This is a genomic window from Burkholderia sp. AU31652 (assembly GCF_002223155.1).
Classification (GTDB): Bacteria; Pseudomonadota; Gammaproteobacteria; order Burkholderiales; family Burkholderiaceae; genus Burkholderia.
Window position 1 is genome coordinate 241,583 of the sequence record NZ_NKFG01000004.1, and the last position, 13,832, is coordinate 255,414.

Annotated in this window: 14 protein-coding genes and 1 other RNA gene; 8 read left to right on the forward strand and 7 right to left on the reverse strand. The window is 67.0% G+C overall.

Translation table 11 applies throughout. The features are described from left to right. The first annotated feature begins 30 nt into the window (after positions 1-30). The 3 genes from ssrS (at position 31) to CFB40_RS13475 (ending at position 1,666) form a co-directional block, all read left to right on the forward strand. A non-coding RNA gene (gene ssrS, locus CFB40_RS13465) (6S RNA) lies at positions 31-212 on the forward strand. Between the two features lie 71 nt (positions 213-283). After that, positions 284-745: an EVE domain-containing protein gene (locus tag CFB40_RS13470; RefSeq protein ID WP_089426113.1), complete on the forward strand. Its 462-nt coding sequence runs from the start codon at positions 284-286 to the stop codon at positions 743-745. A gap of 180 nt (positions 746-925) precedes the next feature. After that, a complete protein-coding gene (locus CFB40_RS13475; RefSeq protein ID WP_089426114.1) occupies positions 926-1,666 on the forward strand; it encodes an SIMPL domain-containing protein in 741 nt (246 codons plus the stop codon). Positions 1,667-1,777: 111 nt separating this feature from the next. Here the strand turns inward: CFB40_RS13475 and lgt are convergent, their stop codons facing one another. Then, positions 1,778-2,668, reverse strand: a complete 891-nt coding sequence (gene lgt, locus CFB40_RS13480) for a prolipoprotein diacylglyceryl transferase (RefSeq protein WP_089426115.1) — start codon at positions 2,666-2,668, stop codon at positions 1,778-1,780. Between the two features lie 89 nt (positions 2,669-2,757). After that, a complete protein-coding gene (locus tag CFB40_RS13485; protein WP_089426116.1) occupies positions 2,758-3,672 on the reverse strand; it encodes a LysR substrate-binding domain-containing protein in 915 nt (304 codons plus the stop codon). Positions 3,673-3,807: 135 nt separating this feature from the next. Between CFB40_RS13485 and ilvD the strand changes: the two genes are divergently transcribed. Further along, positions 3,808-5,481: a dihydroxy-acid dehydratase gene (gene ilvD / locus CFB40_RS13490; RefSeq protein ID WP_089431581.1), complete on the forward strand. Its 1,674-nt coding sequence runs from the start codon at positions 3,808-3,810 to the stop codon at positions 5,479-5,481. Positions 5,482-5,608: 127 nt separating this feature from the next. Beyond that, the gene (locus CFB40_RS13495; RefSeq protein WP_089426118.1) at positions 5,609-5,935 is read left to right on the forward strand and encodes a c-type cytochrome; all 327 of its coding nucleotides are present in this window, start codon (positions 5,609-5,611) and stop codon (positions 5,933-5,935) included. Positions 5,936-6,076: 141 nt separating this feature from the next. Here the strand turns inward: CFB40_RS13495 and CFB40_RS13500 are convergent, their stop codons facing one another. Genes CFB40_RS13500 through CFB40_RS13510 form a run of 3 tightly spaced genes read right to left on the reverse strand, consistent with a single transcriptional unit; the run spans position 6,077 to position 8,826 of the window. Continuing rightward, positions 6,077-6,838, reverse strand: coding sequence for a DUF2486 family protein (locus CFB40_RS13500; protein WP_089431582.1), 762 nt, complete (start codon positions 6,836-6,838; stop codon positions 6,077-6,079). 25 nt (positions 6,839-6,863) lie between these two features. Further along, complete coding sequence (locus tag CFB40_RS13505) at positions 6,864-7,280, reverse strand: DNA polymerase III subunit chi (RefSeq protein WP_039368072.1); 417 nt, start codon at positions 7,278-7,280, stop codon at positions 6,864-6,866. A gap of 34 nt (positions 7,281-7,314) precedes the next feature. Next, positions 7,315-8,826, reverse strand: coding sequence for a leucyl aminopeptidase (locus CFB40_RS13510; protein WP_089426120.1), 1,512 nt, complete (start codon positions 8,824-8,826; stop codon positions 7,315-7,317). A gap of 122 nt (positions 8,827-8,948) precedes the next feature. Here CFB40_RS13510 and lptF point away from each other — a divergent pair, with 122 nt between their 5' ends. From lptF to CFB40_RS13525, 3 genes are read left to right on the forward strand one after another with little or no spacing between them, the layout of a single operon-like run. Next, complete coding sequence (gene lptF / locus CFB40_RS13515; protein ID WP_089426121.1) at positions 8,949-10,040, forward strand: LPS export ABC transporter permease LptF; 1,092 nt, start codon at positions 8,949-8,951, stop codon at positions 10,038-10,040. A gap of 3 nt (positions 10,041-10,043) precedes the next feature. Beyond that, complete coding sequence (gene lptG / locus CFB40_RS13520) at positions 10,044-11,192, forward strand: LPS export ABC transporter permease LptG (protein WP_089426122.1); 1,149 nt, start codon at positions 10,044-10,046, stop codon at positions 11,190-11,192. 27 nt (positions 11,193-11,219) lie between these two features. Continuing rightward, the gene (locus CFB40_RS13525; RefSeq protein WP_089431583.1) at positions 11,220-11,603 is read left to right on the forward strand and encodes a sirohydrochlorin chelatase; all 384 of its coding nucleotides are present in this window, start codon (positions 11,220-11,222) and stop codon (positions 11,601-11,603) included. Between the two features lie 81 nt (positions 11,604-11,684). On the opposite strand, the gene cobA is transcribed toward CFB40_RS13525, so the two are convergent. Together cobA and CFB40_RS13535 are read right to left on the reverse strand one after the other, a co-directional pair. Next, a complete protein-coding gene (gene cobA, locus CFB40_RS13530; RefSeq protein WP_089426124.1) occupies positions 11,685-12,434 on the reverse strand; it encodes a uroporphyrinogen-III C-methyltransferase in 750 nt (249 codons plus the stop codon). A gap of 70 nt (positions 12,435-12,504) precedes the next feature. Next, positions 12,505-13,821: a sulfate adenylyltransferase subunit 1 gene (locus tag CFB40_RS13535; RefSeq protein WP_089431585.1), complete on the reverse strand. Its 1,317-nt coding sequence runs from the start codon at positions 13,819-13,821 to the stop codon at positions 12,505-12,507. Positions 13,822-13,832 lie beyond the last annotated feature (11 nt).

Genomic DNA, 13,832 nt, shown 5'->3' on the forward strand with positions numbered 1-13,832 from the left:
AAATTGGCGCATCGAATCACAGTTCAGTCAGCTTCCCTGCCTGGTTCGCCAAGGTCATATATTCCTTGAACCAATGCCATGTGCACGGTTGCGGAAATTTGTAGCACGGGCGCGCGCGTCACTCTGTCTGATGTACCCGAAGTGCTGCTAACTGCGACCAATTCTGAACCTCAGGTTCAGGATGCCGGCCTAGCGGCCAAGGCGGGGGCCTATCCAACGGCATCGGGCGAAGCCCGGTGCCGTTTTCTTTTGTAGCAGCCTCTTTCTGCGTCGATCACGATCCATGCAATACTGGCTGATGAAGTCCGAACCGGACGAAGCAAGCATCGACGATCTCGCCAACGCACCGCAGCGCACGCTGCCGTGGACCGGCGTGCGCAACTATCAGGCGCGCAATTTCATGCGCGACACGATGAAGATCGGCGACGGCGTGCTGTTCTATCACTCGAGCTGCCCCGAGCCGGGCATCGCGGGCCTCGCCGAAGTGTCGTCGACGCCCTACCCCGACCCCACGCAGTTTGATCCGAAAAGCCCCTATTACGACCCGAAGTCGACTCAGGAAGCACCGCGCTGGCTGCTCGTCGACGTGCGCTACGTGAAAAAATCACCGCTCGTGCCGCTTGCGGCGCTGCGCGAACACGACGAACTCGCCGACATGCGCGTGCTCGCGCGCGGCAACCGGCTGTCGATCACGCCGGTCACGCGCGCCGAATGGCGCTTCATCACCGAAAAGCTGATGAAGTAGGCGCACGCCAAAGGTCAAATCCGGTCAGTCCGCACTGCCGCAACGGAACTCGCGGCACTGTCGCGCGGCCTAAGCAACCGCTGTCGGCCGATCAGGCCGGCTGTCGTTTTTTCGTCGCGCGGTACGCCCGCGTCGTGCACGCGCAATCCGCGTGCACGCCCTCGCACAAGGAGTCCAACAATGACCAAGAAATCCGCACTCGCGCTGTCGCTCGCCCTTGCCGCCGCCGTTCCCGCCGCGCTGACGCTCGCGTCGACCGCCGCGCACGCGCAAACCGCGAACCCGCACTTTCCGGAGCCGGCAGGCGTGCTGTCGCTGTCGTCGCAGGCCAGCGCGGACGTGCCGCAGGACATCATCCACATCACGCTGTTCTACGAGCAGCAGGCCAAGGATCCGGGCAGCCTCACCGCGCAGTTGAACCAGCGCGCCGATGCAGCGCTGTCGCAGGCGAAGGGCGTATCGGGCGTCACCGCACACACGGGCGCCTTCTCCGTGTACCCGAGCACCGATCGTGACGGCAAGATCTCCGCATGGCGCGGTCGTACGGAAGTGGCGCTCGAATCGCGCGATTTCGCTGCCGCGTCGAAGCTTGCGGGCCAGCTGTCGAACCTGATGCAGGTCGCGAACGTCGAGTTCTCGCTGTCGCCCGAAGCGCAGCGCGCGGCCGAGCAAAAGCTGACGACCGAAGCGATCAAGTCGTTCCGCGCCCGCGCCGACGAAGCCGCGAAGGCATTCGGTTACGGCAGCTACACGATCCGCGACGTGAACGTCGGCGGCGGCCGCAACGTACAGCCGTACCCGCGCATGATGGCGATGGCCGCGGCGCCGATGGACAGCGCGAAGATGAGCGCGCCGATCGCGGTCGAAGGCGGCAAGGCCACCGTGTCGGTCACCGTCAACGGCTCCGTGCAGATGAAGTAACGCGCAGCGCACGGCAGTCCGAAATGAAAAACGCCGGCCCGAGGGCCGGCGTTTTGCGTTGACCTGCAGGGCGCCGATGCACGCGCCGATCGCACGTGCATCGACATCGCATCACGCAGCAGCATGCGCCGCGCGGCGGCGATACGCCCAGACCATCAGCGCGACACCCGCGAGAATCATCGGCAGCGACAGCCACTGCCCCATCGACAGGCCGAGGGCGAGCAGGCCGAGGAAGTCGTCGGGCTCGCGCGCGAACTCGACCGTGAAGCGTGCGAGGCCGTAGCCGATCAGGAACAGCGCGGACACGGCGCCCATCGGCCGCGACTTGCGCGCGAAGAAGAACAGCGCGAAGAACAGCGCGATGCCTTCGAGCGCGATTTCATAGAGCTGCGAAGGATGGCGCGGCAGCAGTTGGTATTGCATGAACACGTCGGCAAGATGCCACTTCTCGACGAGCTCCGGATGCTTCGGCAACCATGCCGCATCGTCGCGCATCGCGCCCGGGAACAGCATCGCCCACGGTGCCGAAGGATCGGTCACGCGGCCCCACAGCTCACCGTTGATGAAGTTGCCGAGCCGCCCGGCCGCGAGCCCCGTCGGCACCATCGGCGCGACGAAGTCGGTGACCTGCAGCCAGTGGCGCTTGCGCTGCCACGCGAACAGCATCATCGCGAGCGTCACGCCGAGGAAGCCGCCGTGAAACGACATGCCGCCTTCCCACACCTTGAATACGTCGAGCGGATGCGAGAAGTAGAAATCGGCCTTGTAGAACAGCACATAGCCGAGCCGGCCGCCGAGCACGGTGCCGAGCACGCCGTAGAACATCATGTCGTCGATGTCCTTCGCGGTCCAGCCCTGCGCCGCGACGTGCGGCAGCTTCAGCCGGATCCGGCCGACGACGATCGCCGCGATGAAGCCGACGAGATACATGAGCCCGTACCAGCGCACGGCCAGCGGCCCGAGATGGATCGCAACGGGGTCGAAATTCGGGTGAATGATCATGGGTTAGCGAAGAAGTTTTCGAATGCGGTACGGCCGTCGCAAACGCGCCGCACCGCGCGTTGGACGGCACCGGCGCGTCATCGTTCACGTCACGTGGCGAGGCCCTGCGCGCGCACGACGTCGATGAAGCCGGCCAGCACGGGGCTCACGTCACCGGTGCGCCACACGAGGCCGGTCTCGACGACCGGCGCGCGATCGGCAAGCGGCCGGTAGACCACGCCGGTGCGACGCAGGTTACGCAGCGATTGCGGCACCAGTGCGACGCCCATGCCGGCCGACACGAGGCTGACGATCGTCTGCATCTGGATCGCCTCCTGGCCGATGTGCGGCGTTGCCCCCGCCGCGCCGTAGCAGCCCGTAATGATGTCATAAAAGCCGGGCGCCAGACGACGCGGAAAGATCACGAGCGGCAACGCGGCAACCTCGGCGAGACGCACGGGTTCGTCTTCCGGCGCATTGCTCGCCGCGGCCGGCATCGCCACCACCAGCGGCTCGCGCATGACGGGCAGGTACGACAGCCCGGCCGCGTGGCGCGGCGGCACGGGCGGAATGACGAGCCCCGCGTCGATGCGCCCCGCGACGAGCTCATCGATCTGCACGTCGCTCGTCGCCTCCGTGAGTTGCAGCCGCACCTGCGGATAGCGCGCACCGAACGCCCGCAGCAGCGCAGGCAGCAGCCCGTAATCGGCGGTCGACACGAACGCGAGCGACAGCGAACCGGCCTCGCCGCGCGCGAGCCGTCGCGCCAGCGGCGGCAGCGCATCGGCCGCTGCAAGCAGCCGGCGCACGTCCGGCAGCAGCGCCGCCCCGACCGCCGTCAGCGCCACCGAGCGCTTGGTGCGCGCGAACAGCGCGACGCCGAGCGCATCCTCGAGCGCACGGATCGCCTGCGACAGCGGCGGCTGCGTCATCGACAGGCGTTCGGCCGCGCGGCCGAAATGGCGCTCGTCGGCGACGGTCACGAAATAGCGCCACTGGCGCAGGTCGGGAGTCGGATCGGCCATGGCTCTCTCATTCGAAAAACGACTTAATAAGCGACAAATAATATATTGGACATCCCAATCCGGACACTCCATGCTTGATTGATCCAAACCGGCGCGTCGCTCGACGGCGTTGCCCAGACAACGATGGAGTCCCCCATGGCTTACAACCGTCGCTCGAAGCACATCACGCAAGGCGTGGCCCGCTCGCCGAACCGCTCGATGTATTACGCCCTCGGCTACCAGAAGGACGATTTCGACAAGCCGATGATCGGCATCGCGAACGGCCACTCGACGATCACGCCGTGCAATTCCGGCCTGCAGCGCCTGTCGGACGCGGCCGTCGCGGCCGTGAAGGCGGCCGATGCGAACCCGCAGATCTTCGGCACGCCGACGATTTCGGACGGCATGTCGATGGGCACCGAAGGCATGAAGTACTCGCTCGTGTCGCGCGAGGTGATCGCCGACTGCATCGAGACCTGCGTGCAGGGGCAATGGATGGACGGCGTGGTGGTGGTCGGCGGCTGCGACAAGAACATGCCGGGCGGGATGATCGCGCTCGCGCGCCTGAACGTGCCGGGCATCTACGTGTATGGCGGCACGATCCGCCCCGGCAACTGGAAAGGCCGGGACCTGACGATCGTGTCGTCGTTCGAGGCGGTCGGCGAATTCACCGCGGGCCGGATGTCGCAGGAGGATTTCGAAGGCGTCGAGCAGAACGCCTGCCCGACGTCGGGGTCATGCGGCGGAATGTACACCGCGAACACGATGAGCTCGTCGTTCGAGGCGCTCGGGATGTCGCTGCTGTACTCGTCGACGATGGCGAACCCCGACCAGGAGAAGGTCGATTCGGCCGCCGAATCGGCGCGTGTGCTCGTCGAGGCCGTGAAGCGCGACCTGAAGCCGCGCGACATCATCACGAAGGAGTCGATCGAGAACGCGGTGTCGGTGATCATGGCGACGGGCGGCTCGACCAATGCAGTGCTGCACTACCTCGCGATCGCGCACGCGGCCGAGGTCGACTGGACGATCGAGGACTTCGAGCGCATCCGCAAGCGCGTGCCCGTGATCTGCGACCTGAAGCCGTCGGGCAAGTACGTCGCGACCGACCTGCACCGGGCCGGCGGGATTCCGCAGGTGTTGAAGATCCTGCTCGACGCGGGGCTGCTGCACGGCGACTGCATGACGATCACCGGCCGCACGCTCGCCGACGAGCTGAAGGACGTGCCGGGCGTGCCGCGCGCGGACCAGGACGTGATCTTCCCGATCGACCGCGCGCTGTACAAGGAAGGCCACCTCGCCATCCTGAAGGGCAATCTCGCGGAAGATGGCGCGGTCGCGAAGATCACCGGCCTGAAGAACCCGGTGATCACGGGCCCGGCACGCGTGTTCGACGACGAGCAGAGCGCGATGGATGCGATTCTCGGCGACCGGATTCGCGCCGGCGACATCCTCGTGCTGCGCTACCTCGGCCCGAAGGGCGGCCCCGGCATGCCGGAAATGCTCGCGCCGACGTCCGCGATCATCGGCAAGGGGCTCGGCGAATCGGTCGGCTTCATCACCGACGGCCGCTTCTCGGGCGGCACCTGGGGGATGGTGGTCGGCCACGTCGCGCCCGAGGCGTTCGTCGGCGGCACGATCGCGCTCGTGCAAGAGGGTGACTCGATCACGATCGACGCGCATCGGCTGCTGCTGCAGCTGAACGTCGATGATGCGGAACTCGCGCGCCGCCGCGCCGCATGGCAACAACCGGCGCCACGCTACACGCGCGGCGTGCTCGCGAAATTCGCGGCGCTCGCCCGCCCGGCGAACCAGGGCGCCGTCACGGGTTGATCCGGGCGCGTCAAGACATGCGACCCCGATAAACATGGCTGCCGGGGGAACGCGCAAAACGCGCTTTCCCTTTGCTTCTATAATGCGCGGACCATGTAGCCGGCCGTCCCCGCCGGCGGAGAACCGCATGAAACACTCGATATTGCGCGTCCTGCTCGCCACCTTGCTGATCGGCAGCGGGGCAGCGGCGCGCGCCGACCAGGCCGACGGGCTCGCGCTGGCTCAGCGCAAGAACTGCATGGCCTGCCACGCGATCGGCAAGCCGCTGATGGGCCCGTCGTTCCACGACATCGCCGGCAAGTATGCGCCGCGCGGCGACGCCGTCGATTACCTTGCCCAGTCGATCGTGAAAGGCAGCGTCGGCGTATGGGGCGGCGTGCCGATGCCCGCGAATACGCAACTGACGAACAGCGAAGCCCACACGCTCGCGCAATGGGTGCTGTCGGTGCGCTGAACCGGACGCCCGGGCCGAACGGCCAATCTGCCGGATTCCGGCGACTGGCGGGCATACCCGACTAACCCGTGCAGTGCCCCGCCGATAACTTCACCGGCCCTTACTGGATCGCACTCCGTTTTTCAGCGAAACGCCTGTTGCTTAGCCGGAATGACCGGCGTGGCGCCGTGCGATCTCTTCGTCGACCGCGTCGCGGACCCAGCCCATCACCTCGGTTTCCAGCGCCAGCGCCACTTCGCGCGTGATCTGGCCGACCAGCCAGGCCGAATGCTCATGCAGTGCATCGCGACAGCGGGCCTCGATCGCGTCGCGCCCTTCCCCAGTCAGATAGTTCGTCAGGCGATTGCGCAGGCGCTCGGCGATGTGCTGCGCATCTTCCGGCGTCAGCCCGGCTGCAGCCTGCGCTTCAGGCTGCCGCGCAGCGACTGGTACGACGGCCTCCGGCAGGTGCGCTTCACGCGCATGCCCCACCGCCTCATGCGCCACCGCTGCGAACGCGGGTAGCGACACATCGGCGTCGGCCAGCGACGATTGCAGCGGCGCGCGCATGGCCGCCGAATCTTCGGCGACCACGTGCTCCACGGCGCCGGGTTCGGCCGGCGCATCGGTCTCGCCCATCGCTGCCGCGACAGCCGTCGCCACGTCGCCCGGCAGTTCGACCGCCGGCACGTGCGGCGTCGGCACGCATTCGACCACGACGGAATCGGGGTCAAGCTCACTTTGCGCGGATTCGGCCGGCGCCGCATCTGCGGCGTGCGGCGCGACCACGTCGGTGAGCACCGGAATCGCCGCGCTGGCGGGCGGCTGCGGCGCGTCGGGCGCGGGCGAGCGCGCCGGCACCGGCTTGCCCGGCACCAGCACGTCGGTCAGCGTCGGGATCGAGGATGAATCGGCTTCGGTCACGGGAACACTCCGTTGACGGTTGCGGCTAGCTGCCCTGCTTGTAGTTGTTCAGCGCGTAGCCGCGGTCGCGGTAGAACCGGTAGCGGTCGCGGCCCGCGGCCAGCTCGTCCGGCGCATTGCCGACCACTTCGAGCAGGCGCTCGAAGCGGGCGAACTGCGCGGGCACGGCTGCGCCGAGGTTCAGCAGCACGTGATGATGCGGCGCGCGGTCGAGATCCGCGGCCAGCACGATCGGCGTGCCGGCTGCGTGCTCGCTGTCGACACCGCAATGCGGGATGAAATCGAGCGGCGAGAACGTCCAGAGCCGCTCGTCGAGCGCGCGCAGGCGCGCGGGCTCGGCGAGCACGACGACCGGCTGCCCGGCCAGGTAGGCCTTGCGCAGCAGCCGGCACGCATACGCGAGCGAATCGCCGACGTTCGAGTGGAAATCGATCCGCGTCATTGCCCGCGTACCCGCAGCGTCGTCAACACCGCCATCACTGGCCGGCGCGGTCGATCAGGAACTGCGCGAGCAACGGCACCGGACGGCCCGTCGCGCCCTTCGCCGCGCCACCCTTCCATGCGGTGCCCGCGATGTCGAGGTGGGCCCACGGATAGCTCTCGGTGAAGCGCGACAGGAAGCACGCGGCCGTCACGGCGCCGGCCGGGCGCCCGCCGATGTTCGCGAGATCCGCGAAGTTCGACTTCAGCTGATCCTGGTACTCGTCGTCGAGCGGCATGCGCCATGCCGGGTCGTTCGCTTCGCGCGACGCGTCGAGCAGTTCGCCCGCGAGCGCGTCGTCCGTCGAGAACAGGCCGCTGTTGTGGCCGCCCAGCGCGATCACGCACGCGCCCGTCAGCGTGGCAACGTCGATCACGGCGGCCGGCTTGAAGCGCTCGGCATACGTGAGCGCGTCGCACAGGATCAGACGGCCTTCGGCGTCGGTGTTCAGCACCTCGATCGTCAGGCCCTTCATGCTGGTGACGATGTCGCCCGGCTTCGTCGCGTTGCCGCCCGGCATGTTCTCGCAGGTCGGCACGATCGCGACGACGTTGATCTTCAGGCCCATCTCGGCGACCGCACGCATCGTGCCCAGCACGGAACCCGCGCCGCACATGTCGTACTTCATCTCGTCCATGCCCTCGCCCGGCTTCAGCGAGATGCCGCCCGTGTCGAACGTGATGCCCTTGCCGACCAGCACGACCGGCGCGGCCTTCGCGGCGGCGCCCTGGTAGTGCAGCACGATGAACTGCGGCGGCTCGACCGACGCGCGCGCAACCGACAGGAACGAGCCCATCTTCAGCGCCTGGATCTGCTTGAGCCCGAGCACTTCCGCCTTCAGGCCCCAATCCTTCGCGATCTTCTTCGCGGTGTTGCCGAGGTAGGTCGGCGTGCAGACGTTGCCCGGCAGGTTGCCGAGGTCGCGAGTGAGATCCATCCCGTTCGCGAGCGCGACGGCCTGCTTGACCGCGACCTTCGCGGCCTTTTCGTCGGACGGATCGACGCTGAACACGACGCGCTTGAGCGTGTGCGACGCCGGCTCCGGCTTGCTCTTCATCTGCGTGAAGCGGTAGGTCTCGTTGCGCAGCGCGAGGATTGCCGCGCGCACGCCCCAGTCGGAGCTGCGCTCGTCGACCGGCAGTTGCGCGAGCGTGAACGTGACCTGGACGACCTTGGTCGCCAGCAGCGCGCGCCATGCGGCCGTCACGGCATCGTTATAGGCTTTCTGATTGAAAGCATCCTGCTTGCCGAGGCCGACCAGCAGCACGCGCGACGCGCCGATGCCCGACACTTCGTGCAGGAACAGCGTCTTGCCGCGCTTGCCGTCCATGTCGCCGGCCTTGATCACGCGCGAAACCAGCCCCTTGGTGGCCGTGTCGATATCGAGCGCCGCGCCCGACAGGGTCTGCGCCTCGAAGATGCCGAGCACGATGCAGTCGGACTTCCCGGTCAGGAACCCCTTCGCCTCGCCTTTGCTCCAATCACAGCCTTTTATGCTAAAGTCCATCGCGCTTGTCCTCGGATAAAATCTGGGCTAAGGATGAAAGCCGCAATTATCCGCTATTTTTCCCGTGGCGGCGCGAGCGCTCCACCACGCGTGCGCAGCCTCCCGCCCTCTTCTCATCAAGAATGATCTTCGAACGCTCCCTCCAGCGCGAGCTTGCGTATACGGCTGGCGCCGTGTTCATGGTGCTGCTCACGATCATGCTCACGACGATGATGATCCGCATCGTCGGCTACGCCGCGTCCGGTGAAATCGATCCGCGGGACGTCCTCGTGCTGATCGGCCTCACCGTGATCGGCTACCTCGCCGTGATGCTCGTCGTCACGCTGTTCGTGTCGATCCTGTTCGTGCTGACCCGGTGGTACCGGGACTCCGAAATGGTCGTGTGGCTCGCGTCCGGCGTGAGCCTCACGCGCCTCATCAAGCCGATCGGCGTGTTCGCCACGCCGATCATCCTGCTGATCGCCTTCTTCGCGTTCGTCGGCTGGCCGTGGTCGAACCAGCAAAGCAAGATGATCAAGGCGCGCTTCCAGCAGCGCGACGAGATCTCGCTGCTCGCGCCGGGCCAGTTCCGCGAATCGGCCTCGAACCACCGCGTGTTCTTCATCGAGAAGATGACGCCCGACCAGAGCAAGGTGCAGAACGTGTTCGTGACCTCGACCGAGAACGGCAAGGTCAATGTGGTCGTGTCGCAGACGGGGCACACGGAAACGCGCGACGGCAGCCGCTTCGTCGTCCTGGAGGACGGCCGCCGCTACGACGGCACGCCCGGCCAGCCGAACTTCAAGATCATGGAGTTCGAGCGCTATGGCGTGAAGATCACGAGCACCCCGGTCACCAACGTGCAGACCACCAACAGCACGCCGACGCCGGACCTGCTGCGCAACCCGACGAACGACAACCTCGCGGAATTCGCGTGGCGCGCGGGGCTGCCGCTGATCGCGATCAACCTGATGGTGCTCGGCATTCCGCTGTCGTACCAGAACCCGCGACGCAGCCGCACGATCAACCTCGTGATGGCCGTGCTGATCTACCTCACGTACTCGAACCTGCTGAACGTCGTGCAGTCGCAGATCGAGCAGGGCAAGATGTCGTTCGGCGTCGGTCTCGTCGGCCTGCATCTGGTCGTCGCGGCGATCGTCGCGTTCATCTTCTGGTTGCGCGTGCGCAATCGTCCGCTGTTTACACGCGCGCTGTTCGGCCGCTCGGGAGCATGATCGATGCGGCTCTATGAAAAGTACTTCGCGCGGCAGATCTACGTCACGTTCGTCTTCATCCTGTTCGCGTTCTCGGGCCTGTTCTTCTTCTTCGACCTGATCAGCGAACTGAACTCGGTCGGGCACGGCAACTACAAGTTCGGCTACGCGGTGCTGCGCGTCGCGCTGCAGACCCCGTCGCGCTTCTACGAAATCATCCCGGTCGCCGCGCTGATCAGCGCGATCTACGTGTTCGCGCAGATGGCCGCGAACTCGGAATTCACGATCTTCCGCGTATCGGGCCTCGCGACCAACCAGGCGCTGCGCTCGCTGCTGAAGATCGGCGTGCCGCTCGTGATCATCACCTACCTGATCGGCGAATTCGTCGGCCCGTACGCCGACCAGCTGTCCGAACGCGTGCGGCTGCAGGCGCTCGGCGCATCGGTGTCGTCGAACTTCCAGTCGGGCGTGTGGGTGAAGGACACGCTCGCGGCCCGTGAAAACGGCGAGCAGGTCACGCGCTTCGTCAACGTCGGCAGCCTGTCGCCCGACTCGACGATCAGCAACGTGCGCATCTACGAATTCGATTCGAAATTCCAGCTGCGCAACGTGCGGATCGCGCAGACGGGCCGCTACGAGCCGCCCGGCCACTGGCTGCTGAAGGGCGTCAACGAAACCGAGCTGACGCCGATCAAGCCGATCAGCGGCCAGCCGGCCGATGCGCTGAACCCCGTGTACCGGTCGCAGCAGGTATCGCTGCCCGAATACCGGCTGCGCTCGGACCTGACGCCGCAGATCCTGTCGGTGCTGCTCGTGTCGCCGGATCGCATGTCGATCATCAACCTGTTCCGCTACATCCAGCATTTGCGCGAGAATCAGCAGGACACGCAGCGCTACGACATCGCGCTGTGGCGCAAGCTGCTGTATCCGTTCGCGGTGTTCGTGATGCTCGTGCTGTCGCTGCCGTTCGCGTACCTGCACACGCGTGCGGGCGTGGTCGGCGTGAAGGTGTTCGGCGGCATCATGCTCGGCATGAGCTTCCAGCTTCTCAATACGCTGTTCTCGCACATCGGCACGCTGAACACGTGGCCCGCGCCGCTCACCGCGGCGACGCCGGGCCTGATCTATCTCGCGCTCGGCCTGTTCGCGCTCAAGTGGGTCGACCGGCACTGAGCGCCGCGTCACGACGGAGGTTTCGACATGAGCTCGCATGGCATCGTCCTGTTCGGCCACGGCGCGCGTGACCCACGCTGGGCCGAGCCGTTCGAACGGCTCGCCGCGCGGCTGCGCGGCGCCCCCTCCCCCGCCGCACACGTGTCGCTCGCGTTCCTCGAGCTGATGACGCCGACGCTCGGCGACGCGGTCGCCGGGCAGGTCGCGGCCGGCTGCACGCACATCACCGTGGTGCCCGTGTTCTTCGGCCAGGGCGGCCATGTCCGCCGCGACCTGCCGCAGCTCGTCGACGCATGCCGCGCCGTGCATCCGGGTGTCGAGATCCGCTGCGCGACGGCCGTCGGCGAAGACGACGGCGTGCTCGACGCGATCGCGCGCTACTGCATCGACCAGATCGGCGACGACGCGTAAATCACGCCGTCACGGCCCACAAAGAAAAAGCGCCGGCTTCCGCCAGCGCTTTTTTCGTTTGGAACTCCAGCCGGATTCCGCTCAGGCCGCATTTCGCAGCACATCGCCCACTTTCGCCTGCCCGGCGCGCTCGGCGAACGCATCGCCGATCATCAGCAGGCTCGGTTCCGCGGGATCGAGCCACGCCTGCGCGTCGCCCGCCGCCATCTGCGCGAGCGTCAGCGTCAGCGTACGTTCGCGCGCGGTGCTGCACGCCTCGACGATCGCCACGGCCGTCGCCGGCGCACGGCCCGCGTCGATCAGCTCCTGCGCGATGCCGGGCGCGCTGTCGCGGCCCATGTAATAGACCATCGAATCGGCGCGCGCGGCTTCGCGAATCTCGTCGCTGCCCGGCGCGCGGCTGTGCGTCGCGAACGCGACGCTGCGCGACACGCCGCGCAACGTCAGCGAACGCTTCAGCGTCGCCGCCCCGGCCAGCGCCGCGGTGATGCCCGGCACGACCTCGTAGTCGATGCCGGCCGCTTCCAGCGCGCGCATCTCCTCTTCGGCGCGACCGAACAGCATCGGGTCGCCACCCTTCAGCCGCACGACGCACGCATGCTCGCGTGCCGCATCGACGATCTGCTTGTTGATGAAGTGCTGCGCGGTCGAGCGCTGCCCGCAGCGCTTGCCGACGGCAATCCGGCGCGCATGCGGCGCGTAGTCGAGCATCGCGGGCTCGACGAGCGCGTCGTGCAGCACGACGTCCGCCTGCTCGAGCAGCCGCGCGCCGCGCACCGTGATGAGGTCGGCCGCGCCCGGCCCTGCTCCGATCAGATACACCTTGCCCATGTTTATCGCTTCGCCTTCCAGCGGGCGTCGGCTCCGGCCCGCGCCGCCGCGAAGCGGCGCGGTTGCCCGGTCACGCCGAGAACGCCCGGATCATCCCTGCGGCGACCGTGTGATGCGTCGCCTCGTCGATCAGCACGAACGCACCGGTACCCGGATGCGCGTCGTACGTGTCGCACACGATCGGCTTCTGCAGCGTCAGCGCGACGCGGCCGATGTCGTTCATCTTCAGATCGTGACGGTCGGTCGCGTGCGACAGCGTGTGCACGTCGAGCACCTGCTTGACGCCGCCGATCTTCGCGAACACCGTGCTGGTGGTCTGCTTCAGCAGGTATTTGCGCTGCGGCGACAGCGGCGTCTCGTCGAACCAGCACAGATCAGCTTCGAGCTTCTTCGCCGGCTCGACCGGCTCGGCGGACGTGACGAACATGTCGCCGCGCGACACGTCGACGTCTTCCGCGAGGCGGATCGTCACGGTCTGGCCCGCGAACGCGTGCGGCACGGACGCGGTGCCGCCCGGCACCGGCGCGACGATCTCGGCGACCGTCGCCGTGCGGTTCGACGGCAGCACGACGATCTCGTCGCCGACCTTCACTTCACCCGACTCGATCCGGCCCATGTAGCCGCGGAAATCGTCGGCCGAGCTGCCGTCCTGCCGTGCGACCCACTGCACGGGGAAGCGCAGCGCGTCATGCGCCTGCGTCTCGACCGGCAGCGATTCGAGCACGTCGAGCAGCGGTTCGCCCGCGTACCACGGCATGCGCTCGCTCGCGCCGACGATGTTGTCGCCCTTCAGCGCCGACACCGGCACGAAGCGCACGTCGCTCAGGCCGAGCTGCTTCGCAAGCGTGACGTATGCATCGCGGATCTCGTTGAAGCGCGCTTCGCTGTAGTCGACGAGGTCCATCTTGTTGATCGCGACGATCACGTGCTGCAGCCCGAGCAGCTTGACGATCGCGCTGTGGCGCTTGGTCTGCGGCAGGAGTTGCACGACACCGTTCTCGACCGTGATGCGCGTCGCGTCGATCAACACGATCGCCGCGTGCGCGGTCGATGCGCCCGTCACCATGTTGCGCGTGTACTGCTCGTGGCCCGGCGTATCGGCGATGATGAACTTGCGCTTCGCGGTCGCGAAGTAGCGGTACGCGACGTCGATCGTGATGCCTTGCTCGCGCTCGGCTTCGAGGCCGTCGGTCAGCAGCGCGAGGTCGAGCTCGTCGCCGACCGTGCGCTTGTTTTTCGCACGCGACAGCGCGGACAGCTGGTCGGACAGCACGGCCTTGCTGTCGTACAGCAGGCGGCCGATCAGCGTGCTCTTGCCGTCGTCGACGCTGCCTGCGGTAATGAAGCGCAGCACGCCGAGGTCTTCGGTGTTCTCGATGATGCTCATGATGTGAATGT

Bases quoted from the DNA above. Each gene is read 5' to 3' on its own strand.
- CFB40_RS13535 (WP_089431585.1), bottom strand. From the start codon at position 13,821: ATGAGCATCATCGAGAACACCGAAGACCTCGGCGTGCTGCGCTTCATT.
- lgt (WP_089426115.1), bottom strand. From the start codon at position 2,668: ATGATCATTCACCCGAATTTCGACCCCGTTGCGATCCATCTCGGGCCG.
- CFB40_RS13475 (WP_089426114.1), top strand. From the start codon at position 926: ATGACCAAGAAATCCGCACTCGCGCTGTCGCTCGCCCTTGCCGCCGCC.
- cobA (WP_089426124.1), bottom strand. From the start codon at position 12,434: ATGGGCAAGGTGTATCTGATCGGAGCAGGGCCGGGCGCGGCCGACCTC.
- CFB40_RS13470 (WP_089426113.1), top strand. From the start codon at position 284: ATGCAATACTGGCTGATGAAGTCCGAACCGGACGAAGCAAGCATCGAC.
- CFB40_RS13485 (WP_089426116.1), bottom strand. From the start codon at position 3,672: ATGGCCGATCCGACTCCCGACCTGCGCCAGTGGCGCTATTTCGTGACC.
- CFB40_RS13505 (WP_039368072.1), bottom strand. From the start codon at position 7,280: ATGACGCGGATCGATTTCCACTCGAACGTCGGCGATTCGCTCGCGTAT.
- ilvD (WP_089431581.1), top strand. From the start codon at position 3,808: ATGGCTTACAACCGTCGCTCGAAGCACATCACGCAAGGCGTGGCCCGC.
- CFB40_RS13495 (WP_089426118.1), top strand. From the start codon at position 5,609: ATGAAACACTCGATATTGCGCGTCCTGCTCGCCACCTTGCTGATCGGC.
- CFB40_RS13510 (WP_089426120.1), bottom strand. From the start codon at position 8,826: ATGGACTTTAGCATAAAAGGCTGTGATTGGAGCAAAGGCGAGGCGAAG.
- lptF (WP_089426121.1), top strand. From the start codon at position 8,949: ATGATCTTCGAACGCTCCCTCCAGCGCGAGCTTGCGTATACGGCTGGC.
- CFB40_RS13525 (WP_089431583.1), top strand. From the start codon at position 11,220: ATGAGCTCGCATGGCATCGTCCTGTTCGGCCACGGCGCGCGTGACCCA.
- lptG (WP_089426122.1), top strand. From the start codon at position 10,044: ATGCGGCTCTATGAAAAGTACTTCGCGCGGCAGATCTACGTCACGTTC.